Genomic DNA, 23979 nt, shown 5'->3' with positions numbered 1-23979 from the left:
ACACTGTTTATGATTATTTGAAAGCTTTTGTTGCTTCAATTGCTTTTTTCCATCCAGCATATAGCTCTTCGCTTGTTTCCGCTTCCATCGTTGGTTCAAAGCGTTTGTCCATATGCCACTGCGCTTTAATTTCATCTTGGTTTTTCCAATATCCAACCGCAAGACCTGCTAAGTATGCTGCACCTAAAGCTGTCGTTTCATTGATCACTGGACGCTCTACAGGAACTTCTAAAATATCACTTTGGAACTTCATTAAGAAGTTATTCTTAACTGCTCCGCCATCAACGCGTAATGTATTTAGTTCGATACCTGAATCTGCTTCCATTGCACAAAGTACATCTTTCGTTTGGTATGCTAAAGATTCTAGCGTCGCACGAATGAAGTGCTCTTTCGTCGTACCGCGTGTTACGCCAAACATAGCGCCGCGTACTTCACTATCCCAGTAAGGTGTTCCGAGTCCTACGAATGCTGGTACAACGTATACACCATCAGTTGATTCAACGCGTGATGCGTACACTTCACTCTCACTTGCATCTTTAAACATGCGCATTCCGTCACGTAACCACTGAATTGCAGAACCTGCTACGAAAATACTTCCTTCTAATGCGTAGTTTACTTTACCATCTAAACCCCATGCAATTGTTGTTAATAGACCGTGCTCAGAAGCTACTGCTTTTTCACCTGTGTTCATTAACATGAAGCAACCAGTTCCGTAAGTATTTTTCGCCATACCTTCACCGAAACAAGCTTGTCCAAATAATGCTGCTTGCTGGTCACCAGCTACACCTGCAATCGGTATATTTTGACCGAAGAAGTGATAATCAATTGTTTCACCATATATTTCAGATGATGGACGTACTTCAGGAAGCATGCTCTTTGGTACTGTTAACATGTCTAGAAGCTCATCATCCCACTGTAAGTCGTGAATGTTAAACATTAATGTACGTGATGCATTTGAGTAGTCTGTTACGTGCGCTTTACCACCAGATAGTTTCCATACAAGCCACGTATCAATTGTTCCGAATAATAACTCACCGTTTTCTGCTTTTTCTCTTGCACCTTCAACGTTATCTAAAATCCATTTTACTTTCGTACCAGAGAAGTATGCGTCAATTAAAAGACCTGTTTTTTCACGAACCATTTCGCTATAACCTTTTTCTTTTAACTCATCACAAATCTCCATTGTTTGACGAGATTGCCATACGATTGCGTTATAAATTGGTTTACCAGTCGTTTTATCCCATACAACCGCTGTTTCACGTTGGTTCGTAATACCGATACCTGCGATTTGCTCTGGTTTTACATCCGCTTCACTTAAGCAAGTTGCGATAACTGCTAAAATAGATCCCCAAATTTCTTGTGCATTATGTTCTACCCAGCCTGGCTTTGGAAAATGTTGCGTAAATTCTTTTTGAGCTGAATGAACAATTTTCCCTTCTTTATTGAAAAGAATTGCGCGTGAGCTAGTTGTTCCTTGGTCTAATGAAAGAATATATTTTTTCATATCGGTTTCCCCCTATGCTACTTTTCTATTATTTGTAGTGCTTCCACTTTTTTTACTTGTCATATATGAGATTGCTAGTACAACCACAGTTGCAATAATTACATAAATAAGTGCTGAATTTTGTTTTCCTTCAAATACAACTTGATGGAATAAACCTGCAAGTGATCCACCTAACATCGGACCAACTACCGGAATCCATGCATACTTCCAGTTTGAACCGCCTTTTCCTGCAATCGGAAGGAAGAAGTGTGCAATACGCGGACCTAAATCACGAGCCGGGTTGATTGCGTATCCTGTTGTTCCACCTAATGATAAACCAATACTTACAATTAAGAAACCTACGATAAATGGATTTAATCCATCTGCAAATTTATTTGCTCCAATTGCTAATATACCAAATACTAAAACGAATGTTCCAATCATTTCACTTAAAAGGTTTGCAAATGTGTTCGGAATTGCTGGACCTGTTGCAAATACGCCTAACTTTGTTCCTGGATCTTCTGTTTCTTTCCAATGTGGTAAGTAATGTAAATATACGATAATTGCCCCGATAATTGCCCCAATCATTTGTGCTGCGATATAACCTGGTACGTCACTCCATGGGAACGCTCCCTTAAATGCTAGTCCTATCGTTAAAGCTGGATTCAAATGTGCCCCACTAATTGATCCAACCGCATACGCTGCAACCGCTACTGCTAAGCCCCAGCCCATTGTAATTACAATCCAACCAGAATCTTTCGCAAACGACTTCTTTAAACTTACACCCGCACAAACGCCGCCACCAAGTACGATTAACAACGCTGTCCCTATTAATTCCCCTAAAAATGCTGACATAAAATCCCTCCACAATCAATTTAAATGCTTTCAAATGTGATAGAGGTAAAATGAATGGCCATTCGTTTTTTTCAAAAGAAAAAGATCCACAGCTTACACGCTTCTATATAAAAGTATATAGAAACAATGAAATGTGGATCTCTTCTTTTCTCCGTCACGTTTATTAACTTGTCTATAATGTTAACCGTTAATGAAAGCGGTGTCAACAGAATCTTTTCACATTTTCGTCACTTTTTTTGGTAATGTTTCCATAATTCTTTTTTCGATGTCGTAATCGCTGTCGCACCAGCATGTAAAGCTCTTTCAACATCCTCCACAGTACGAATAAAACCACCCGCTAAAATCGGTACACCTGTACGCTCTTTTACTTCAGCGATCACATCCGTTAGCGCACCAGGAAGCACCTCTATATAATCCGGTTTCGTCTTTTCTAACAAATTACAGCTCTTTTCCATCGCACTAGAATCAATCAAAAAGATGCGTTGAATGGAGACGACACCCTTTTGCTTCGCCTTCATAATTACGCTCGCCTTTGTTGACAATAACCCGTACGGTTTATATTCTTGGCATAAAAACTCCGTCGCATGCCCATCACTTTGTAACCCATGGATTAAATCAACATGTAAAAACACCTTTTTACCGTGTTGCTTCGCGAGTGAAACAACACTCTTCAATTGACCAACATGAATATCTAAAATAACAATATATTCATACGAACTATGTAATAGCTTTTCCAAGTCTTTAATTTGCCTCACTGCTGGCAAAATCTTTTGTTCATGAAATTCCATTCTAAATGTCCCCTTCTTTATATCATCCTATCCTTTATAGTACACAATTTATATGAAAAGAACAGCTAGTGTAGGGAATTTCTTTCAAACCTTTCCTCTATTTATATATTTTCTTCAACTTATCAGAAACCGCGCCACCTATAATCATTAATATAAGAGGTAGAAAGTTCATCACATACGGTGCGTCTGCTACAATTGTAACGCTCGCTCCTGCAAACTTATTTAACATCCACACAATGATTTTTGTAACAAACAAAAATACGCCCATCATAAATAAACTATCAAAAAACACCTTCCATTTTGGATATGCCAATTGCTTACTATCTTCAATAACTTTCTGTGTCAACTCTTCATCACTCCTCAATAACTCATCAATCGTAATACCGAACAGATCGCTTAAATGAATAATAATTTCAATGCTCGGATAGTTCTTTCCTGTTTCCCATTTCGAAACAGACTGCCTACTTACATGAAGTTTTTCAGCCAAATCATTTTGGGACCAATTCCGTTTTTCTCGTTCTTCTTTTAAACGCTCACTAAAGATCATACTGTGTTTATCACCTCTCTACGCCTAGTATGGTCAAATAAATGATGAAGAGTAAAGCTAGTTATCGTTGCATAACCTACGCAACTTATGCGTTACACCTTAACATAGAGCTATTGCGCACTTTATGTCATGCAAATTTTTTATACTTTTCTTCTATAATAATTTCCCGAACAATAATATATCCCAATAAAACAGGACTAAACATAAAAACACGCCCTCTGTTTTAGAATAATAAACAGAAAGCGTTCCTTTTTTATAAACTGTATTTAGAAATTATTATTTAAGATATTTCCCCAAATCATCTAAGTTTCTCGTATGATTTAGAATGATTACATACTCAACTTCAACTTCTGTTACTACCATTTCTAATACTTGATGGACTTCAATATAATCATTTTCATATTCTTTTGCCGAAGCTACAATCTCTTCTAGAGTTCTTACAAATGTTTCAGCACTCCAGTCTTTTGTTGACAATGCCACATAGGTTTGAAATTTTTTTGTATTCATGTTAGTTCACATCCTTTTTAAAATTAATAAAATTATATATTAGATAAAAAAAAAATATAAAATACTCTCTTGTATAAATCAATTACCTTTTTATTTAGTACATCTTCAATTTTAAAATGACAGCTAATAAACGAAGCATATACTTTCTCTTATACAAATATTTCATACAACAAAAAAGAAGAGAAATAAAATATATTCCTCTTCTTTACAATCTCTATTAAAGTAATACCGAATCTTTATCACTATCCTGATTACGTTTCTCGCGTTCTTCTTCTAAACGTTTCATATATACTTCGCCTTCTTTTTCAATAAACTCATTATCCATCTCTTGCTCTTTTTTCGAAGTATATAAAACCATGTAGCCACTTAGTACAATCCCAACAATTACAAGATACACCCACCATGGTAAAATTTCCAAATCACTTCATTCCTTTCTTTAGACAAGCCTTATTAGTTTCACTGTATGAGGAAAGAAGTGGATTTATGCTTAAAAACTTTTTATTGTGGATGCTTTGAGAAAAATGCTTGTACATATTCCATAAATTCGATTGGCTCTTGGCGGAACGGAGCATGGTATCCTTTTTCAATAATATGAAATGTACTATTTGTAAATAACTGATGATACAGCTCACCGTTTTTCCAAGAAACGCTCTTATCATGTCGTCCCCATATAATTAAAGTCGGTACTTTAATTTTATCGGCCTCCATCGCAATGCGGCGCTCTCTCATTTTCGTAAGCTGATCGTAATGCTCTTTATCATCACGACTATTTTTCACTTCATTTTTATTATAATCCGTAATCTCTGTTACTGTTTGAAGATCCGTTGATAGGGGCGACACTTCATAACTTTCTTTTTGCTGGAAAGACTCGATTCCTGTAGAATCCGCCAAAACGAGATGTGTCACTGCGTCCGGATATAAATACGCTAAATTAAGGGACATCTCTCCCCCCATCGAATGACCAAATACCGCAAACTGATCGTATCCGAGCTTCTTCATTAACTTATAATATAAATTCACTTGCGCAGGAAACGAATACTGAAAATCAACCGGCTTAGAAGAACGCCCAAATCCTAAAATATCAACTGCAATAATCGTATGATCTCTCGCAAGTTCCGGATAAATATCACTAAACCCATCTGAAGAACCACCAAATCCATGAAGCATAAGTAAAGGCGGCTTCCCCTCACCAATTTGCTTAAAGTAAATCGTCTGCCCATCAATCTGTGCCATACTCTCTTTCGTATTCAGCTTCATCATAACAGTATCTTTCACTTCTCTAACCTTCGCAATCGGCTTATCGACGAAGTTACATACTACTAACAAAACGAGCACAATACCGCTAATCATATAAAACTTAAACCGTTTCAAAATTTCCGTCTCCTTTCTCATGTTGCTATTTAAAGTTTTTACATTTTTTGGTTGTTTTATGATTGATTTTTTAATTGTAACTAAATCAGTTACAATTATATTAAAAAAATATAACTCATCTCTATTACTGATGGTTACTTTGTAACTATTATAGTTACATATTAAAAGTAAGTCAATTCTTTTCTCTGCATGGCCAAAAAATAAAGAAGGGACTTCCATATGAAGTCCCTTCTTTATTTTTATTATAGTTGGCTTACTCCGCCGCCGTCACCTTTATTATCTGCAGGTGCTCCACCCGTGTCTCCAATGTTAACGTAGTCTGGTCTTGCTGGCGCCCCTCCTGTGTCTCCTATATTAACGTAGTCTGGTCTTGCTGGTGCTCCTCCCGTGTCCCCTATATTTACAGCTTGATTTGTAAAAGAACTATTGAATCCAATTGATAATACCCCTACTAATGCAGCCCCAACAATAGCTAAACGAAATTTCTTCATTATTTTAACGCTCCCTTTTCCAATATATTTTTTTGAGCCTTATTATTCATATAAAAATATTTACTTGCCTTAACATGATCATCAACTTCATAAAATTTCATTGCTAAAATTTCAGTGTATTCTTGAATACAATCCCATAATCTTTCTCTCTCAAAATAAGAAAGGCCTTTTAAAATTACATCTTCAATAATTGATATAGAAGAATTTCCATTGAGTTCTTTCAAAATTTTAAACCGATGTTGAAATTCTTTTTCGCCTAAATCAATACAAATATTTAAACCTTTTTCAACAATTGGATTCGCTAAATTATATTCTCCTAATTTGTAATGTTCACGTGCTTCTACAAACAAGGCTTTAAAATGTTCTGGGTAATTTTTTGTCACCTCAGATATATGGCGAATCGCTAATTCTGAAAGGTTTTGACTGGCATAAAGCCAAGCTAAATTATGTCGAACCATTAGCATATATTTTTTTTGATTTGCTTTTTGCAATACTTCCATAGCAGCATTAAAGTTCTCTTCCGCTAATTCATAGTGATCTATGTCTACGCAACATAGCCCAAAAGCATTTTCACATAACCCTACTTTTATTTCATAGCCTGGATATTTCAAAAATGCCGCTTTGGCTCTATTCAAGTAATCTATTGCATGAACTTGGTCATATTTTTGGTAATAAAAATTCCCCATTCGATAATTAAACTCCGCATGCTCTATCGGATCTGCAATATATTTCAATAACTTCTCAGCTTGTTCATACTGTTCTTTCGCTTCGTTATAATTTGAAATTAATGTACAATGAAATCCTTTAAAGAAGTGATAGTAATACGCTAAAAAGCCTTCTGTCGGAATTTCGAAAGATTCCACTTTATCAAAACTATCTTCTCTAACCCCAATCCAATCAACTAATGCATCGTATCTAAAGTTCAATAACGCATGATAAAGTAATACATCTTGATCCACTTCCAAACCACTAATCTTACTATCAATCTCCTCTTTCATTTCCGTAACTTGCTCTATTTGTTGCTGCAACATTACACGATACCAATCATCTAAAGAATGTTTCATTTGCTCCTTCGTTACTATATTCGTTCCCATACTTTCGCCTCTCCCTTGCCAAATTATAAATTTGGGATATTTATACAATTATCCAAATTGTATATTATCACCTCTTTTCTATGTATTGAAAAATAATTATCAGAAAATTTATAATTTAAAATCATTATACCAAATATTTCTATTTCAAAAACTTGAGAAACATTTATCAGAAAACTTTATAGACCAAATAAAAAGCAAGCAATTTCAGCTATTCGCTAAAACTACTTGCTCTTCTACTTATTATATCTAAACAGCAACGTACATTTTTACTCTTTAATAAATTCCTTCGTACTTCTCACTGTATCAATTGGACGAACTAATTTTTCAATTTCTTCACGTTTTGGCTCTAGGAATGGAGGTAAAGATAATTTTTCTCCAAGTGTTTCGTATGGCTCATCTCCCATAAACCCTGGGCCGTCTGTTGCGAATTCAAATAAAATTTGCGGTGCCACTCTTGCGTATAATGACTCGAAGAAGTGACGGTTTACATAACCAGATGAAGGGAGACCAACGCTACCTATTCTTTCAATCCATTCTTCTAATACCGCACGATCTTCTACGCGGAATGCAGCATGGTGCACTGTACCAAAACCTTGTTGTGCTTCAGGAAGAACTGTATTATGTTCTACAATGACAGATGCACCGTTTCCACCTTCGTTCACTTCAAATAAATAGAATTCTCCTTCTTGCGCAATCTCTTTAAATAATAGAACTTTTTCTAACACTTCTTTAAAGAAGCTAAAGTTCGCAATACGAATGAATACAGGTCCTAAACCAGTAATTGCATATTCTAATGGAACTGGACCGTTTTGCCACGGTGTACCTGATTCTATCCCTTTATCAAGTTCATCCGAGATTAATTGATAGTGTTGATCATCAAAATCAACGAAAGAAAGAGTTTTCTTACCAAATTGCTCTTTAATTCCTGTATGTTCCACTTCAAGACGGTCAAAGCGTTTCACCCAATATGATAATGCTGCATCAGTTGGAACGCGGAATGAAGTTTTTGAAATTTCATTTGTACCGTGTACTCCTTTTGGAACACCTGGGAAGTCAAAGAATGTCATATCTGTCCCGGCACTACCTTTATCATCTGCAAAGAATAAATGGTACGTTTGAATATCATCTTGGTTTACCGTTTTTTTAACTAAACGCATTCCTAAAACATGAGTGAAAAATTCATAGTTCTTTTCTGCACTACTCGTAATCGCTGTAACGTGGTGAATTCCTTTTAATTGGTTCATTTTATATTCCTCCAATGGTTTTCATTTATATATTAAGGTTGTATTTTTTTCTTCTATTACTTCTCTTCAATCGGAGCTAAATTTGCTTCAATTTCTGCTCGCTGATCTTCTAAGAACGGTGGTAAATCAAGTTTTTCTCCTAAATGCTCCACATCTCCGTCAACTGTAAATCCTGGTCCATCTGTCGCAATTTCAAATAGAATTCCGTTTGATTCACGGAAATATAAGCTTTTAAAATAGAAGCGGTCAATGATTCCTGAAGAATGGAAACCTCTTTGTTTCACCTGTTCTTCCCAATAAGCAAGCTCTGCATCGTTTTTCACACGAATCGCTAAATGGTGAATGCTACCGCGGCCCGGTTTTTCAGATGGACCGTCCAAATATTTCACAACGATTTCGCCAAAGGCCTCTCCTTTAATAGACTGAAAAATTGCTTCTTCGTCATTTCGGCTAACCTCTGTATAACCAAACATCTCTGTAAGTGTACTCGCCATTTTATCAAGTCTACGCACTGTCATTTCCACAGCACCCATTCCTTGAATTTGATGCTTTGCAGGAACTTCTGATTTCTCCCATGTTTCCCAATGCTTCACTTTTTCGCCGTTTGAAACGAGTAGTACGAAACGAAGTCCTTCAGCATCCTCAAATTGCAAAGCAGGACGATTTGCATATGTTGTCATTTCACTATGTTCCACACCAAATTCCTCAAATCGTTCTTTCCAGTATTGCAAACTGTCCTCTGACGGAACGAGTAATCCAATTCGAGTAATCGCATTCGTACCACGATATGTTTTTCCTACTAAAGGAATTTCAAAAAACGATAATTCCGTACCTGGGCTTCCTGTTTTATCTCCGTAAAATAAGTGATACATTGACGGATCGTCTTGATTTACCGTCATTTTCACACGACGTAAACCAAGCACGTTTTTATAAAAGTGATTATTTTCATTTGCGTTTTTCGTAACCATTGAAATGTGATGATGCCCTTTAATTTCATACATCGGTCATTCCTCCGTTTCATTTTACTAGTCAAGTGATAACGAAAAAAATAATATGCTTCTTAGCTTTTCAATTTATTCTCATTATGTTTTTATAACTTAGTCGTAGTTTTTACTAAATAAGCTGCATTGAATTCATTCATACATTATTTTACTGTGTAAGACGAAAACAACTGAGTGTATGTTTTTCATATGACTCATTTGCTTTCGTTACTATCACTTTACATCTCAAGTGATTAAAAAGCAAGTGAAAAATCTCGAATTTGAGATATTTTTTTAGTTAAATAACATTTAGGGTGTAAAATCATTAATCTCTATGTGGGATAGCGTCACATCACTATCAAGCTAAAGACTCCAGGCTCCCCATGCCCCAAAACAAAAATTTTATCTCACCACAGTTGGTTGTTTATGAGAATTCAGTGTACTTTTGTCGTTTTGGAGAATAATGAAATTCTTAATCTGATGGCGATAAGGAGTTATATTATTTTTCTTCCTACCACAAATGAGAGATACTAACTCAGAGAAGATCTTCTGGTGCATAGCCTACTCGTTTTAAAATCACTTTCTTTCATATCAAAGTATTCTAATCCTACTACATCACTCGGCAACGTATCCGATGTAAATTGAACACGCTAAAAAGCCCCATCAATACTTTTCGCAAGAGTTTTGGCTAATGTTGTTTTCCCTGTTCCTGGTACGTCTTCTAATAAAACATGTCCATTTGCAACTAATGCCATCATCGCTAAATCAATTACTCCTTCCTTTCCTACAATAACCTTTGAAACGTTTTCTTTAATTTTTTCTAATATGTTCATATTCCTTATCCCCTTTATGTTATTTGATTTTTCTGATATTTTATCACAATAAACATTTCCCATAAACTAGAAAATATAGATTTTGTTAGTGCTATCCCTTATTTTGAAGGGCTGTTCTTTTAAGATCTAATAACTAACGTTCTTGGACTAAAAACACGCGAGGTTCTTGGTTTGAGGACATTATAAAATCCATAAGTTGATGGATTTAGGATATCGCCAGCATTTTTGAAAAAACACGCTAAGAGTATGCAAGTACAGTTTTTCAGCTAATTCAGCAACAAACGAGGACTCTAAAGCCGCTCCAGGATAGGAATGTATTAAAAAATGCATAGATCCATAAAACAAAAAAAAGGAAGTTCCCTTGTGAGAATAGGGGTTCCTCCTTGTCCTTGCTACCGATAATAAGACGTTATGTTAACCTTACATGAATATCATATACAACCAAAATTATACAACATATCACTTCCTCTAAATGGTACAATTAGGAAAAAGGGGAGGGAAGTATGAAAAATAAAATACCTCTAATAACATTCATTTTAGCTGCTTTATTTGTAGCTGGAGGTTTTGCGTTCTTCTACTGGATCAAAATATTCCCATTCAACTAAAGAGACCTAACTACCGATAACACTGATTATATGAACGAAAATCCCCTTGAGAAAATCTGAAGGGGCTTTTCTAGGTTTCTAGATAGATTGACTCCTCATAATGAGACGTTATGTTAACCCCATATGTATAGAATATACAGTTAACTAAAAATGAAAAGTTTACATTTTTTATTGTTTCTTATAAGTGAATTATTTGCATTCCTGTTTATATAATTTAAACGAATAAATAGCTCCAATAAAGAATACAAAAGCTTCAAATAATATAAAGATTTGACGGAAATTCTCAATATCTTTACCAACTAAAGAAATAAATATAGCATTCATTAGAATCTGAATAGTAAACATACGAGAAGTAATTTTTAAATAAATAGCATTTGTTCTTTCATATGGTTTACCAATTTTTTTGTAAATAATAATAAGTGCAATTACTGAACCCAAAAATAGAAGTGCTGTAAGTCCTACAACGATATTGAAATTGCCTGTACTTTCTAACATCCATTTATTTAATAGATCAATCATTATTATCTTCCTTTCCTACATAAGAGAATATTTCGTTCTTCTTTTTCACTATAATAAAAAAAGAAAAAGGAAAACATCGAACTTTCTTACAAACATTCGTGTATTCTTACAGTTTTGTCATTTTGTAAATGTATTCAGCGCCTTGCCTTTCACTATTTTCTTTGGAAAACATAGTGAATTACGAGAAAGAACGCTACAAGATCAACTTCCGAGAACGAGAATTATGTAAATAAGCTGCCCATATGGACAGCTTATTGTATTTTTTGCTTAGCATATTTTTTCTGAAATGCTGGCGGTACTCCGATCTAGTCGAGGAAAGGCACCTTAGGGTGTCTTTTTTATATAGGGATCCCTCCCACCTTTTAACAAAAATATATGCTAAACAAATTTCAACTCTTATTTTTAGGCCTATTGTACAGGCTGAAGCGATTCTCAGTATCTGCCATATTAAAGTTGATATGCTCCCATTCTAGTGGTGAGATATGTTTTAATCGTTCTTCGTTAACCCCATGCGTACTTCTTAACTATTTCATTTAATTTTTAATACAAAAACAGCCTCACTAAGCTTTTAACGCTTAATGAGGCCATTCTATTTACAATCTTAATTATGGAACGTCGGTTTATAGAACGAACGATTATCAAGTGCGAAGACACGCTCTGTGTATTCGCCTGGTTTTGTACGTCCTAATGCGCGGTCCATCATGTTCATTTTTGCATCTAAGTTGTCAATGTAATGCAGAATTTCTGCTTCTTTTACTAATGGTGGTTTTGGGCTACCCCATTCTGCTTTTCCGTGGTGAGAAAGGACGATGTGCTGAAGAATTAATACTTCTTCTGCATCAATTTGCAATTCGTCTGCTGCTTTCCCAATTTCGTTCACCATTATAGAAATGTGGCCTAGTAAATTTCCTTCTAACGTATACGTTGTAGAAATTGGACCAGATAGCTCAATTACTTTACCAAGATCATGTAAAATAACGCCTGCATATAGTAAGTCTTTATCTAACGATGGGTATAGAGCCGAGATAGCTTTTGCTAAATCTAGCATCGATACAACGTGATAAGCTAGTCCAGATACGAACTCGTGATGATTTTTCGTCGCTGCTGGATATTCTAAAAACTCATTTTGATGCTTATTTAATAAATGTCTTGTTAGACGTTGAATGTTCGGGTTTCTCATTTCAAATATGTATTGCGTAATTTTCTCAACCATATCTTCTTTTTTCACTGGTGCTTTTTCTACAAAGTCCGAGATATCTGTTACTTCATTTTCATTCGCAACTCGAATTTGTTTCACACGTAATTGAATACGTCCTTTATAGTTTAAAATATCTCCAGCTACTTTAACGATTGTTTCTGCTACATATTGTTTCTCAACTTCCGGTGATACATCCCATAGCTTCGCTTCAATATCTCCACTTGGATCTTGTAAAATTACTGTTAAAAACGGCTTTCCATTACTTGCGAGACCTTTTGTCGCTGTTTTAATTAACAAGAAAACATCGACTTGTTCACCAACTTCATATTCTGCAATTTTCTTTTTCATTCGAATTCCTCCACCAAATCAGTTACTTTTAGTATAGCACACTACAACTCATTTTCTTTACGCTTATGCGTTAATTTTATAATCTGTTCTTCTGTGAAATACGTTAACAAATGCGCATGACATGTAAAGAAGATGACTTGTCTATCTTTCGCAATTTCCTTTATTAGTTCAATCGTTCGATTCGTCCTTACCACATCAAAATGCACGAAACTATCGTCAATAATAAATGGATAATCATGCTCAAATGTTTTCGCTAATGCAAATCGTAACGATAAATACAATTGCTCCGCTGTCGCTTGGCTTAGTTCATGACTGTAAAAACGTATACCGTCGTTACGTTCAACAATGAACGGCTCCGCCTCTGACGGTGAAAAGATTTTACTATAGCGCCCGCCCGTTAAATAGACGAAATACTCTTCTGATTTTTGTAAAATACGAGGCAAATGTACCTCATGATAGTATTGCTTCGTTTTCGTTAACACCGTCTTTGCTGCCGCATAAGCAGCCCACTTTTTCACTTGTTCGCGCACTTGCGCTTTTTTCATTTCCCATTCATGCATTAAATCACCGTACGTACTGCCTTCTTCTAAATTCTCAATTTCCATACGATGTTTCGCAATGCGCTCTGTCAGTTCTTTCTCTTTTGCAAGACAGTTTCGCACGACTGTCATTTCTCGCTTTAATTTTTCCTCATAACCTTCAGCTTCATAATGTTCAGCTAATGACAAACTCGTTAAACGCTGCTCTAAAAGCTCAATTTGCGGTAATAAACGCCCCACTTGTTTCTCTGCATCTTCACATTTCTCTGCCAGTTTACCTGCTTCTAAAAACATCTCTTCATCTGTAACCTCTGCAATATGCCACAAACTATCTCGTTCTACTAGTAGCTGTTTCAATTGCTCTTGCATGAACTCATATTCTTCTTGCCATTCCGTCAGCTTCTCTTTTAGTTGCTTACAAGTTTGGCGCTTTTCTTTCTCATTTTGCATACGACTTTGTGCCTCGTGCAGCTTATTATACTCCGCGCTACCGATAACAGTTTCTAGTTTATGTTCAAAGTGCGAAATCATTTCATATAATGAAGATTTCCGCGTGCTTTGTTTCTCTACTTCACGATACAGTTGCTGCATTTTTTCAATCCGCTCAAATGCCGGCAATATGTGTGCATACGTATAAAATTCAGGGAACATATAGCGCGATTTATACGCATCGACTTGTTCTCCTGCGCGGAACGTTTCTCTCTCCCATTCCTCATACGATGAAACGACTTTATCATAAGCTCGTTCCATTTGCTGTAACTTATATGACTCGCGCTCAAATAGCTTACGGATCTCTTCATCTTTTTCTAATTGATAGCGAACGGACATCGCTTCTTCACTTTGTCTTCCGCCAGCACTTTGCTGAAGAGTAAGAAGCTCTTCTTGTAATCCGCTTGACGGATCTTTATATAAAACAAGGGCGAGAACAATCCCTACAAAAACAATGACACTAATAAATAAAAGCTGGCGGTTATCTATAAATAAGCTCGTGAATAAAACACCTGTGTTAATAAGAAGTAACAGAAGACAAACTCTTTGCCACTGCTTTTTCTTTTGCGTAGCCACTCCTACTTTTTCCTCATACTTACGCTTCATTCTATCCGCACCCATACCGATAAACGCCGCGTCTTGGAACGATTTTTCTTTCTCAGCTAATGTAGCACGCTCTTCATCAGCTAACATTTGTTTCTTGATCTGTCTTATATTTTCTTCTTGTTCTTCTAACTGCTCTTGCGCTACTTTGAAGCGATCATCGAGCTGTGCTTTTTGCGTTTCTAATTCGCGCGCTTTTTGCACTGTTTGTGTAATTAGCTCTTTCGTTGCCAAACTCATATCAAACGAAAGAACTGTTTCTTTTTCAAAAGTAGCACCAATTTGTTGCTCTAATTCTGCTATTTCTTCTTTTATATTCGCAATATTCCCCGTCATATCTCGCATTTCTTGGCGTGCATTTTCATACGACATATGCTGCATGCGAAGTTCTTCTACATAACTTTCTTTTTGTAAAAACTCTTCATCTATTTGAATCGAGGCAATTTCCGATTGCACTGTCTCTATTTTCTTATGGAGCGAATCAACTTGTAATTGAAGCGGCTCCATCTTCGCCTTTATCGCTTCATAGCGCGCCGTTCCGTTTACAGGAAATTGCCTTTTTTCATATTCTAACACTTTCTCATGCGCATGCTTTTCAATAACGAGAGGCTCAAGCGCTGCTAATATTTCATAATCTTGCTTTCGCTTTTCCGCGTTCTCCTTCTCCGCACGAACAGAGGCAAGCTTCTCTTCATCCTCTTTTAACTGCTCGACCTGTTTTTCATACGTGCCAATTTTCCCTTGCCACTCTTTCATCTTCTCTTCAAGCTTCTTCATCTCTTGCAGTGACATATTAATCTCTGGCTTACGACCACTCGGCTTAAAGCGCTGATCCATTTCTTTCTCTAGCTTTTTATCGAGCTGTAATAACGCATCGCTTCCAACTGCGCTTGCCGAAAATAAATAATTTCCGATATCCGCTTCACCAAGCTGATGAATATTTTGCAACCCATGCATATCAAAAGAAAAAACAGATTCAAATAAACTTTCATTCATCCCGCTTAATATATCGTGTAAAATTTCCTCGCCGCCCGTTTTTCCATCTTCAAAATAAACGGTCACCTCACCAGCTGCCGTCTTTGGTAATCGTTCAATTTTCAAACGGCCGTACTTCTCTGTTTGTACAGTAACTGCACCACCATACTTTCCGCCTTCTTTCGGCTCATAACGGCGCTGTCCTCTCGTCGGAAAACCGAACAGAATACTTTTCATAAATGAGCGAATTGTCGATTTCCCCGCTTCATTTTCACCGTACAACACCGTCAGCATCGACAGATCCATTTCCACATTTTCTAATTTTCCGTATCCATAAATATGGAGTTTTTCCATTCTCATTTCTTATCCCTCTCTTGCTGGAATAATTGTTCTAAAATAATATTTTCCGCTTCCTTTTGAATCTCTTTCTTCTCTTCTTCTGTAAAAGATTCAATACTATTACGCGCTACAGGAGATGTCCAAATGGTGCGCAACACGCCGTCCATATTTGTGAAAGCTTCTAACTCTTTCAGTACACTACCGACAAAATGATTTTCTTCTTTCAAACGCTCTATTTCTGCAAAAGAAACCGTCTCATTTTTCCATTTCATCGCATATACGAAATCTTTTCGCTCTTCTCCAGATGCTAAAATGTGAAAAATCTCTTCCACACGCTTTTCGTCACGCAAATAAGGAGAAAGTGGGCCCTGCCCTGTGAATACGACAGTTAAAAGCGTCCCTCCCTCTTCTCTTCGGCACTCATTCATCGCAGTAGATATGCTCGTCATAATTTCATCAACAGTTTCAAGTCCATCAATATTCACTTCTATTTCATCCCATACAACATCTGCCGTATGGAAAAATGAGCAATGCGTTCCTTGTTTCGTAAGTTCAATAAGGTACGCACCCTTTTCCCCTGTCTCTTTACGATGACGCCCTTGTATGTTACCTGAATAAATAATGTACGGCTCTTCTGATAAAATTTCACGTTTATGTATATGGCCAAGAGCCCAATAGTCAAACTGCTTTTCTTTCAGCTCACGAATTTGAAACGGTGCGTAGCGATTATGCTCTGCATCTCCTTCCACACTTCCATGAAGCATGCCAATATGAAAAGGTGCATCACTCATTTTCGTATACTGCGCTGTCATATTATCCGTTACCGCTTGCTGCAAATAACTAAATCCGTAAATAGAAGCTAACAGTTCACCATTTTTATAAAATGATTTCTCTTCTACATAAGGCTCCGTAAACACATGAACATTTTCTGGAAACTCAATTGCAGCCCAGCTCCCCCCTAAATGGTCATGGTTACCATGAATAATAAAAACAGGGATATCGTACTGCGAAAGTCTCTTCATTTGCTCACGCACAAACACTTGCGCCCGCAAACTTCGCGTCTCCGCATCATACAAATCCCCGGCTAGTAATACGAAATCAACGCGCTCTTGAATCGCTTTATCAATAATACGTTCGAACGATTCAAACGTACTTTGCTTCATTCTCTCCCAAACAGACTGCGGTACATTCATTTCCATCCCTTTAAACGGACTATCCAAATGCAAATCAGCCGCATGTATAAACTTCACTTGTTTCACAAATAACGATCCTTTCTATATTTCAAAAGTTTCATTTTATCCCGTACTAACGGGCAATAGGCAAAGAAGGCAATCTGAAAGTTAACTGCCCTTAAATACCCGATTGGTTCCACTAATAATAAGCAGGGGATGAAAAACTCCCCTGCTTATTAAAGTGTCACTTTATTGTAACATGCAATGTCATATATTTCTTTGCATATTCTAGTGATTTATGCCAAAATAGTTATAAGATTCTGATTTTAATTTTTGGAGGGAATTTTCATGGGAGTATACGTTCTAACAGTCTTTGAAAAAGATGGTTCAAAAGCATTGGACGAATCATTTGAGGCGGCAACTGAAAAAGAAGCGAAAGCAAAAGGTGAATCTATTTTGCAAGAAAAAGGATTGCACGAAAAAACACATCGCTGCACATCTTCTGCAGGTAAGCTCGTTTTATTCCAGCGCTAAAAAAAGAAGCGTCATCCGCTTCTTTTTCACTCTACTATATCTTCGTCGCACCACGTAAACTCCACATCTAGAATGCGATTACCGATACGTACGCGTTTATTCCATTTACCTGTTTGGATCTGATGTTGCAATTCTGCCTTCATCTTTTCCGTCCAGTTATGAATCGTTTCACTACCGTCGTACGGATATATGCCCGGAAACTCTTCCTGCAGAAGGTGTAAGCTCTCTGCATCAAAATGAAAATGGAAGAAGTAGTTTGCTGTAAGCGATGGTTCTTGTAAACGTAAAAAATCATCATCAATTTGCTTTCTATTTCTATAGAAAGTAAAGATATTCACTTTACCGCTCGTAATTTGGTCAATTTGAATTTCGTGCTTCTCTATAATCACGTCTTGCCCACCTCGTTATATACTACCTTTAGTATATATGTCTTTTGCAACAAAGTTAACCATTTTCGCACGAAATTCATTTCCTTCATTATATTACCTGTACCTCCAAGTACAATCAGAACAAATAAAACAAAGTTGAAGGGGAGCGATCACATGTATTTCGGAAGCAAAGGTTGGTATGTAAAAGAACTTAAAAAATTAGGTATCCGTACTTATGAAGGTAAAAAACTAGAATCTTATCGTACGCATATTTTATCTAGTTTACTTGAGAGAATGAAGAAGGCTTCGGCTTAATAGACAAATAGAAGAAGCTACTTTAAAAGTAGCTTCTTCTATTTGAAAAATCGCTTATCCTTTGTACCAATCATAGCCTAAACGAACAACATTAGCCTCCATATAAGACAATGAATTTTCTCTAAGAAACGTCTCGTAGTTCACAAAATTATTCATCCCAAACCTATCCTTATGTAACCACGTTGCGTCACATTCATCACAAACATATACAACTTTATCAATGTCTTTTATTTCAACTTTACAAACGAGACCATTCCCATCACATCTTGGACAAACAACTTTACCTTTAAATAGCTCCATCTATAATTCCCCCATTACAAACTTTTAAAGCCCTCATTATATAATAGAATTTAAAATTGTTCTTTTTAGGCCATATATTTTATTTTGCGATTATTTTTTGTTTTTTTCTTGAATCTTCTCTACTTCATTTTTTATATCCTCTGATATAGCCACATCAATATTCCCTTTATATTTCTTGTATTCTTGGAATAACATGTTTGCATTTTGATTAAACGTTATCAGAGTTCCACTAGGAGATTCTGTTTGTTCCTTTAAAGATGTAATAATTCCATACATCTTCTTGTATTCATCATAAAGTTCTTTGTACTTATTTGGATTTTCTTTCGCAGCTTCAGATACCGTTTTTAATTGCCCTTCCATATCACTATATATTACAGAAGATTGAGCCACCATTGAATTTAGAGATTTTTTCTTAGCATTTAAAGCTATGTTAAAATTTCGGCGTTCATCAATAGCTTTAGACCAGGACTCTGAATATTGCGGTAAAACAAAATCAGCAACAAATCCCATTAATTCAATATTATTATAAAATTCCGCTGCGGCTTGAACATAGCTAGCTTCACGTTTCTTCTTTTCCTCTGCTTCTTTGGCATTTTTTTGTAATACATTCATACTCACAAGGGCTATCATGATCACAACAATCCCTAAAATTCCCCAGATTATCTTTTTATTCATGCTGACTCCCCCATTTATGTATAATCTTTAAATTATATTGGTAAAAACAAAATAAAAGCACTCGTTCGGGTGCCTTTAACTTTAGTTTTTATTGGGCTAATTTTTCATGTTTACTCCCTCTTTAAAATTTCTATTCCCTTTTATATATGTAACGAAATAAGTAGCCAAGCTAAAAATGCTATAATACATTTGACTACATTAAGGAGGAACCATTATTTTGCGCGGAACATGCATTCAATTTCATAAGTTTGGTAACCCAAAAGATGTATTACAAGTTGAATATAAAAATATAGAACCATTAAAAGATAATGAAGTGCTAGTTCGTATGTTAGTTAGACCGATTAATCCATCTGACTTAATTCCTGTAACTGGAGCGTATGCACATAGAATCCCTTTACCTAACATACCTGGTTATGAAGGTGTTGGTATTGTTGAAGATGTTGGTGCGAGTGTTTCTAGAGACCTTATCGGTAAACGCGCGCTACCTTTACGCGGGGAAGGTACTTGGCAAGAATATGTGAAGACATCAGCTGATTTTGTAATCCTTATTCCCGATTCAATTGATGATTTTACAGCTGCACAAATGTACATCAACCCATTAACAGCTTGGGTTACGTGTACAGAAACGCTAAACTTAAAACGAGATAACGTTTTATTAGTAAACGCTTGTGGATCCGCTATAGGTCATCTTTTTGCACAGTTATCACAAATTTTAAACTTTCGACTCATTGCAGTGACTAGAAATAGTAAACATACAGAGAAATTACTTCAGCTCGGTGCTGAATATGTAATAGATACTTCCACTGTTCCGCTTTATGAAACCGTTATGGAGTTAACGAACGGGATAGGCGCAGATGCTGCGATTGATTCTATTGGAGGATCCGATGGAAATGAATTAGCATTTTGTGTACGTCCAAATGGACACTTTTTAACTATCGGTCTTCTATCAGGCGTACAAGTAAACTGGGCCGAAATTGTTACGAAAGCAAAGGTGCATGCTAACATATTTCATTTACGACATTGGAATACAGACGTGTCACCGTATAAATGGCAAGAAACGTTTCGTCACTTAATTCGTTTAGTTGAGGATAAAAAATTACGTTTTATGACAGTACATTCTACGTATGACTTAGCGGATGTGAAAACTGCGGTTGCTGTTGTGCATTCTGCTGAGAAAGCAAAAGGAAAAGTATTTTTGACGAGTTATTAAATGCGGTTGAAGAATTCATTTTGATTGATTTTTTTCAAAATGGATTTTTTTATGCCTTATAAATCTGATTTTAGTATTCCGCTTCAAACACCTAAAAAATAACATTGTCAACAGAACTTAAATTGGTTATTATAAAAGCGAATATAACAGGAGATGAGCAGATGAATATAAATGAAAAGAAATCTTTTTCAAAAGTTTCTCGACGAAAATTAGTCGATGAAGTGTTGGAACGTCTACAAGAAAAAATCTTTTCTGGCGAGTACGAAGTTGGTGATCGCCTCCCTACAGAGCCCCAATTAATGGAAGAGTTAGGTGTAGGGCGTTCGACGCTGCGAGAAAGCATAAAGATATTAGTACATGCTGGTATCTTAGAAGTTCGACAAGGACAAGGTACTCGTATTGTCTCACTAAATACTACGCAAGATTCATTTGAAAAACGATTGCAGGCAGCAAATATTAATCATGTGTATGAAGCACGAAATATGTTAGATAAAGAAGTAGCTATGTTAGCGGCACAGCGCCGAAGCGAAGAGGATCTTTTATACTTAAAAGGACATTTGGATAAAAGAAGAAATGCCCTTCGAGAAGGAAATTATGTAGCTTACATAGATGCAGACATTCAGTTTCATTTAGCAATTGCAACGGCGAGCAAAAACGAAGTTCTACTTGATTTATATCAATCTTTCGTGCCTGCCCTTCGTCATATTTTAAGCCAATTAATATTAAATACAGCTGACTATGAAGATAACTCTGAAATTCATGAAAAATTATTCCAAGCTATATTAAAACAAAATGCCGAAGAGGCTCGAACATACGTTGTTCAAAATTTGGAGCTGAAATAAGCTCCTTATATATTACACTTAAACATCAGATGATATACTCAATAACATCTGATGTTTAAGAGAGGAGAAAATGAAATTGAAACATCAAGAACGAACTTATTTGTATATACTAGCACTATTTTTTACTTCTATTAATTTACGTATCGGAATTACATCTATTTCACCTTTATTAGAAACAATCCGACAAGACTTAAATATAAGCAATTTTTCCGTTAGTTTTTTAACAGCCATTCCTGTTTTTTGTATGGGGACATTCGCCTTACTAACCGGGAAGGTAATTAAAAAATATGGGGCAGAAAAAGCAATTATGGCTTGTCTTATTTTAATTGGCTTTGCAACATGTATGAGAGCTTTTACTTCTTCCATTCTCACCTTATTCACAAGCGCTTTATTTATCGGCATTGGAATTGCACTTGCAGGGCCGTTACTATCAGGTTTTATTAAGGAAAAATCCCCTACGAAAATCGGCTTAATGATTGGAATATATTCAGTAGGTATGGGAACTGGCGCTTCTTTAAGCGCAGGATTAACGCTTCCTTTACAACATGTATTAAAAGGATCTTGGAATATGGCACTCGCTTTTTGGGGTGTACTTACTATTATCGCTATTATATTTTGGTATCCGGTTATGAAACGAAAAAAGAATACGAGCATACAAAATAAAAAGAATAATAATTTACCTTTAAGAAATAAAAAAGCATGGTTGTTCACAATCTTTTTCGGCCTACAATCAGGAATCTTTTATTCCATTACGACTTGGCTAGCACCAGCAAATCAAAGTATGGGTGTCAGTAGCGGACAGGCTGGTACTCTAATAACTGTATTTACAGTTATTCAAATGATATGCAGCTTTTTAATTCCAACATTAGCCGATATTTATAAAAACAGACCACTTTGGTTATTAGGGAGTATATGCTTTGTACTCGCAGGTTTATCGCTTATGATTTACCCACTAACTACACCATGGATCCCTTCTATTTTATTAGGTATCGGGCTCGGCGGCGTATTTCCACTCGCTCTCATGCTACCGCTATACGAAACAAAAACTTCCGAAGATGCGAGTGCATGGACTGCTATGATGCAGTCAGGAGGATACATTATGGGCGGATTCATTCCTGTCTTAGCAGGAATCGCTCGTGACTATTTTAATAGTTATACGCAAATTTTTATTATAATGGCACTTCTAAGCTTAGTTTTGTTCATTTTAACTTTAGTCATGAACAAAAGAAAGATAGAAGCGAAAATAGCTTAAATGAAAAGAATGGGCTTTTTCCTAAAGGATCCAGCTCATTCCTTTACTTCTACAAATTGAAAACAAAAAAATCCCCTCAAAGCATAAGCTTCGAAGGGAGCCTGTTTTTTTTATTTACTTATATACGTACAGCTGTACCACTTACAGCAACCATTAACATTCCATCACGAACTACTTCGTAATCTACGTCAATACCAACAATAGCGTTCGCACCTTTTTGTTTTGCAAGTTCTTTCATTTCATCCATTGCGATATCACGAGCTTCTTTTAGCTTGCTTTCATAAGAACCAGCACGACCGCCGACAACATCACGAACAGAAGCGAATAAATCGCGGACAATATTTGCACCCATAATAGCTTCACCATTTACAATATCGATATACTCAATAATTTCTTTACCTTGAATTCCAGACGTTGTTGTTACAATCATGACTGACACTCTCCTAATAAGTTGTAGTTTTGATAAGCTTTCTTATGTCTTTATTATGACATGGAAAAAGTATCTAATCCATTGAATTACCTTACAGGAATGTGACAGTTTTGTAATAATAAAGCGCGCATTATGTTTAATTTTAATAAAGCGCTTTAATATTGGGATACATAAACGATTCTCTATTTTCTTTCCAATCCTTTTCTACTTCTTTAAAAGTTGGTCGCCCTAATTCTTTGTTATTTTCATGTTTACTAAACCATTTTTTCACATACTGGTCTCCATTTTTGTTTTGAACTGTACAAAGGAAACTATTACTGCTATCCTTTAATATTTTTACAATCACGAAAAGGCACCTCTTTCCTTTTAAATAACATGATAGAACTTGATCTTTTACTATAAGCCCTTCCTCTCTTATAGTCATACGACTCCTCGGCCGCGCCAAAGTTGTAAGATCAAAAAAACGATATTCACTTTGTTTACATTTTATTTAAAGAAATCAGAGTTATAGGCATTATGCTTATCAAATATTTTATAGATTTCTAACTTATCGTCTAATTTTGCATCTACTAAAATTAATATATTGCCATCGTAAATATATTCTTCATACTTTTTAGCATGTTCTTCTGGAATTCCTAAGCCGATAAATGCTCCTATTAAACTTCCAGCTCCTCCGCCAATACCGGCTCCTCCAATAGCTGCTGCGATTGGTCCTGCTGCTACAATTGGACCCATTCCAGAAATGGCAAGTATACCAAGACCTGTTAATAAACCACCTAGTCCCCCTGCTACTCCTCCTGCTACAAGCCCTGTCGCTGAAAAGATATCTGCTTTATGTGCAGTTTCGCTATTCACTTTTTCACCCGACTTTTCTTCCAAATGTTCAATTTCCTTTTGATCTTTCGCAATAGCTGAAATGTTATCTGCTGAGTATCCTTTATCATTTAATTCATTAATAACGAGTGCCGCATCATCAATTGTTCTAAAAACACCTACTATTTTTCTATCTACATTCATAACTATTAACCTCCTAAATTTTTATATACATATACGCCCTTTTATTTTTATATAAT

General features: G+C 36.0%; 26 protein-coding genes and 1 pseudogene. 5 read left to right on the top strand and 22 right to left on the bottom strand.

The features are described from left to right. Nucleotides 1-13: 13 nt before the first annotated feature. The 16 genes and pseudogenes from glpK to G9F74_RS17615 form a co-directional block, all read right to left on the bottom strand. Nucleotides 14-1504: a glycerol kinase GlpK gene (gene glpK / locus G9F74_RS17695; RefSeq protein ID WP_000759981.1), complete on the bottom strand. Its 1491-nt coding sequence runs from the start codon at nt 1502-1504 to the stop codon at nt 14-16. A 12-nt stretch (nt 1505-1516) separates the two neighbouring features. After that, entirely contained in the window at nt 1517-2338 is an 822-nt protein-coding gene (gene glpF, locus G9F74_RS17690) for a glycerol uptake facilitator protein GlpF (protein ID WP_016107970.1), read from the bottom strand. Between the two features lie 227 nt (nt 2339-2565). Then, on the bottom strand, nt 2566-3126 hold the full coding sequence (glpP, locus tag G9F74_RS17685; RefSeq protein ID WP_000394289.1) for a glycerol uptake operon antiterminator GlpP: 561 nt from the start codon (nt 3124-3126) through the stop codon (nt 2566-2568). 97 nt (nt 3127-3223) lie between these two features. Beyond that, the gene (locus G9F74_RS17680) at nt 3224-3673 is read right to left on the bottom strand and encodes a helix-turn-helix domain-containing protein (protein ID WP_016107969.1); all 450 of its coding nucleotides are present in this window, start codon (nt 3671-3673) and stop codon (nt 3224-3226) included. Nucleotides 3674-3949: 276 nt separating this feature from the next. After that, nucleotides 3950-4180 (bottom strand): hypothetical protein, encoded by a 231-nt coding sequence (locus G9F74_RS17675; protein WP_001093030.1) that lies wholly within the window; start codon nt 4178-4180, stop codon nt 3950-3952. 217 nt (nt 4181-4397) lie between these two features. Beyond that, the gene (locus G9F74_RS17670) at nt 4398-4598 is read right to left on the bottom strand and encodes a sporulation YhaL family protein (protein WP_000404439.1); all 201 of its coding nucleotides are present in this window, start codon (nt 4596-4598) and stop codon (nt 4398-4400) included. 80 nt (nt 4599-4678) lie between these two features. After that, complete coding sequence (locus tag G9F74_RS17665; RefSeq protein WP_000819488.1) at nt 4679-5551, bottom strand: alpha/beta fold hydrolase; 873 nt, start codon at nt 5549-5551, stop codon at nt 4679-4681. A 242-nt stretch (nt 5552-5793) separates the two neighbouring features. Beyond that, a complete protein-coding gene (locus tag G9F74_RS17660) occupies nt 5794-6042 on the bottom strand; it encodes a Phr family secreted Rap phosphatase inhibitor (protein ID WP_016107967.1) in 249 nt (82 codons plus the stop codon). Further along, the gene (locus G9F74_RS17655; protein ID WP_016107966.1) at nt 6042-7136 is read right to left on the bottom strand and encodes a response regulator aspartate phosphatase; all 1095 of its coding nucleotides are present in this window, start codon (nt 7134-7136) and stop codon (nt 6042-6044) included. Before G9F74_RS17655 ends, G9F74_RS17660 begins: the two co-directional genes overlap by 1 nt. Before the next feature lie 266 nt (nt 7137-7402). Next, entirely contained in the window at nt 7403-8380 is a 978-nt protein-coding gene (locus G9F74_RS17650) for a ring-cleaving dioxygenase (RefSeq protein ID WP_001072582.1), read from the bottom strand. Between the two features lie 56 nt (nt 8381-8436). Beyond that, on the bottom strand, nt 8437-9381 hold the full coding sequence (locus G9F74_RS17645) for a ring-cleaving dioxygenase (RefSeq protein WP_016107965.1): 945 nt from the start codon (nt 9379-9381) through the stop codon (nt 8437-8439). A 545-nt stretch (nt 9382-9926) separates the two neighbouring features. Beyond that, nucleotides 9927-10193 (bottom strand): annotated as a pseudogene (locus G9F74_RS17635) (AAA family ATPase); the annotation flags it as partial. A 794-nt stretch (nt 10194-10987) separates the two neighbouring features. Next, a complete protein-coding gene (locus G9F74_RS17630) occupies nt 10988-11317 on the bottom strand; it encodes a hypothetical protein (RefSeq protein ID WP_000566287.1) in 330 nt (109 codons plus the stop codon). A gap of 601 nt (nt 11318-11918) precedes the next feature. Next, nucleotides 11919-12863: a 3'-5' exoribonuclease YhaM gene (gene yhaM, locus G9F74_RS17625; protein ID WP_000726648.1), complete on the bottom strand. Its 945-nt coding sequence runs from the start codon at nt 12861-12863 to the stop codon at nt 11919-11921. A 41-nt stretch (nt 12864-12904) separates the two neighbouring features. After that, nucleotides 12905-15829 carry an ATP-binding protein gene (locus G9F74_RS17620; RefSeq protein ID WP_016107964.1) on the bottom strand — a complete coding sequence of 975 codons (2925 nt, stop codon included), beginning with the start codon at nt 15827-15829 and terminating at the stop codon, nt 12905-12907. Beyond that, the gene (locus tag G9F74_RS17615) at nt 15826-17067 is read right to left on the bottom strand and encodes a metallophosphoesterase family protein (protein WP_016107963.1); all 1242 of its coding nucleotides are present in this window, start codon (nt 17065-17067) and stop codon (nt 15826-15828) included. The genes G9F74_RS17620 and G9F74_RS17615 overlap by 4 nt, the downstream gene beginning before the upstream one ends. A gap of 261 nt (nt 17068-17328) precedes the next feature. On the opposite strand from G9F74_RS17615, the gene G9F74_RS17610 reads away from it, so the two are divergent. Further along, entirely contained in the window at nt 17329-17514 is a 186-nt protein-coding gene (locus tag G9F74_RS17610; RefSeq protein ID WP_000539550.1) for a YhzD family protein, read from the top strand. Nucleotides 17515-17540: 26 nt separating this feature from the next. On the opposite strand, the gene G9F74_RS17605 is transcribed toward G9F74_RS17610, so the two are convergent. Beyond that, entirely contained in the window at nt 17541-17903 is a 363-nt protein-coding gene (locus G9F74_RS17605; protein WP_016107962.1) for a hypothetical protein, read from the bottom strand. 153 nt (nt 17904-18056) lie between these two features. On the opposite strand from G9F74_RS17605, the gene G9F74_RS17600 reads away from it, so the two are divergent. After that, complete coding sequence (locus tag G9F74_RS17600; protein WP_000273535.1) at nt 18057-18197, top strand: YflJ family protein; 141 nt, start codon at nt 18057-18059, stop codon at nt 18195-18197. A 54-nt stretch (nt 18198-18251) separates the two neighbouring features. On the opposite strand, the gene G9F74_RS17595 is transcribed toward G9F74_RS17600, so the two are convergent. Next, complete coding sequence (locus G9F74_RS17595; protein ID WP_000418550.1) at nt 18252-18497, bottom strand: hypothetical protein; 246 nt, start codon at nt 18495-18497, stop codon at nt 18252-18254. A 90-nt stretch (nt 18498-18587) separates the two neighbouring features. Then, nucleotides 18588-19172, bottom strand: a complete 585-nt coding sequence (locus G9F74_RS17590; protein WP_001034988.1) for a hypothetical protein — start codon at nt 19170-19172, stop codon at nt 18588-18590. 214 nt (nt 19173-19386) lie between these two features. Between G9F74_RS17590 and G9F74_RS17585 the strand changes: the two genes are divergently transcribed. The 3 genes from G9F74_RS17585 to G9F74_RS17575 all read left to right on the top strand — a co-directional run bounded on the left by G9F74_RS17585 (nt 19387) and on the right by G9F74_RS17575 (nt 22476). Continuing rightward, nucleotides 19387-20382, top strand: a complete 996-nt coding sequence (locus G9F74_RS17585) for a zinc-dependent alcohol dehydrogenase family protein (protein WP_080001221.1) — start codon at nt 19387-19389, stop codon at nt 20380-20382. 161 nt (nt 20383-20543) lie between these two features. Continuing rightward, nucleotides 20544-21224: a FadR/GntR family transcriptional regulator gene (locus tag G9F74_RS17580; protein ID WP_001024476.1), complete on the top strand. Its 681-nt coding sequence runs from the start codon at nt 20544-20546 to the stop codon at nt 21222-21224. Between the two features lie 70 nt (nt 21225-21294). Next, nucleotides 21295-22476, top strand: a complete 1182-nt coding sequence (locus G9F74_RS17575; RefSeq protein ID WP_016107961.1) for an MFS transporter — start codon at nt 21295-21297, stop codon at nt 22474-22476. A gap of 118 nt (nt 22477-22594) precedes the next feature. Here G9F74_RS17575 and G9F74_RS17570 read toward each other — a convergent pair whose 3' ends face one another. The 3 genes from G9F74_RS17570 to G9F74_RS17560 all read right to left on the bottom strand — a co-directional run bounded on the left by G9F74_RS17570 (nt 22595) and on the right by G9F74_RS17560 (nt 23923). Then, entirely contained in the window at nt 22595-22906 is a 312-nt protein-coding gene (locus G9F74_RS17570) for a YbjQ family protein (protein WP_000637510.1), read from the bottom strand. Between the two features lie 142 nt (nt 22907-23048). Then, on the bottom strand, nt 23049-23252 hold the full coding sequence (locus G9F74_RS17565) for a DUF4028 family protein (protein ID WP_000635853.1): 204 nt from the start codon (nt 23250-23252) through the stop codon (nt 23049-23051). Nucleotides 23253-23392: 140 nt separating this feature from the next. Further along, nucleotides 23393-23923 (bottom strand): general stress protein, encoded by a 531-nt coding sequence (locus G9F74_RS17560; protein WP_001100089.1) that lies wholly within the window; start codon nt 23921-23923, stop codon nt 23393-23395. Nucleotides 23924-23979: the final 56 nt, after the last annotated feature.

The organism is Bacillus sp. EKM202B, assembly GCF_011066025.1.
In the GTDB taxonomy this organism is placed as follows: Bacteria; Bacillota; Bacilli; order Bacillales; family Bacillaceae_G; genus Bacillus_A; species Bacillus_A toyonensis.
Note: the sequence above shows the minus strand (reverse complement) of the source record. Positions and strands in the feature narration are given on the sequence as shown.

Coding starts and splice junctions, on each gene's coding strand:
- glpK (WP_000759981.1), bottom strand. CDS start 1,504: ATGAAAAAATATATTCTTTCATTAGACCAAGGAACAACTAGCTCACGC.
- glpF (WP_016107970.1), bottom strand. CDS start 2,338: ATGTCAGCATTTTTAGGGGAATTAATAGGGACAGCGTTGTTAATCGTA.
- glpP (WP_000394289.1), bottom strand. CDS start 3,126: ATGGAATTTCATGAACAAAAGATTTTGCCAGCAGTGAGGCAAATTAAA.
- G9F74_RS17680 (WP_016107969.1), bottom strand. CDS start 3,673: ATGATCTTTAGTGAGCGTTTAAAAGAAGAACGAGAAAAACGGAATTGG.
- G9F74_RS17675 (WP_001093030.1), bottom strand. CDS start 4,180: ATGAATACAAAAAAATTTCAAACCTATGTGGCATTGTCAACAAAAGAC.
- G9F74_RS17660 (WP_016107967.1), bottom strand. CDS start 6,042: ATGAAGAAATTTCGTTTAGCTATTGTTGGGGCTGCATTAGTAGGGGTA.
- G9F74_RS17655 (WP_016107966.1), bottom strand. CDS start 7,136: ATGGGAACGAATATAGTAACGAAGGAGCAAATGAAACATTCTTTAGAT.
- G9F74_RS17650 (WP_001072582.1), bottom strand. CDS start 8,380: ATGAACCAATTAAAAGGAATTCACCACGTTACAGCGATTACGAGTAGT.
- G9F74_RS17645 (WP_016107965.1), bottom strand. CDS start 9,381: ATGTATGAAATTAAAGGGCATCATCACATTTCAATGGTTACGAAAAAC.
- G9F74_RS17630 (WP_000566287.1), bottom strand. CDS start 11,317: ATGATTGATCTATTAAATAAATGGATGTTAGAAAGTACAGGCAATTTC.
- yhaM (WP_000726648.1), bottom strand. CDS start 12,863: ATGAAAAAGAAAATTGCAGAATATGAAGTTGGTGAACAAGTCGATGTT.
- G9F74_RS17620 (WP_016107964.1), bottom strand. CDS start 15,829: ATGAGAATGGAAAAACTCCATATTTATGGATACGGAAAATTAGAAAAT.
- G9F74_RS17610 (WP_000539550.1), top strand. CDS start 17,329: ATGGGAGTATACGTTCTAACAGTCTTTGAAAAAGATGGTTCAAAAGCA.
- G9F74_RS17600 (WP_000273535.1), top strand. CDS start 18,057: ATGTATTTCGGAAGCAAAGGTTGGTATGTAAAAGAACTTAAAAAATTA.
- G9F74_RS17595 (WP_000418550.1), bottom strand. CDS start 18,497: ATGGAGCTATTTAAAGGTAAAGTTGTTTGTCCAAGATGTGATGGGAAT.
- G9F74_RS17590 (WP_001034988.1), bottom strand. CDS start 19,172: ATGAATAAAAAGATAATCTGGGGAATTTTAGGGATTGTTGTGATCATG.
- G9F74_RS17580 (WP_001024476.1), top strand. CDS start 20,544: ATGAATATAAATGAAAAGAAATCTTTTTCAAAAGTTTCTCGACGAAAA.
- G9F74_RS17575 (WP_016107961.1), top strand. CDS start 21,295: ATGAAATTGAAACATCAAGAACGAACTTATTTGTATATACTAGCACTA.
- G9F74_RS17570 (WP_000637510.1), bottom strand. CDS start 22,906: ATGATTGTAACAACAACGTCTGGAATTCAAGGTAAAGAAATTATTGAG.
- G9F74_RS17560 (WP_001100089.1), bottom strand. CDS start 23,923: ATGAATGTAGATAGAAAAATAGTAGGTGTTTTTAGAACAATTGATGAT.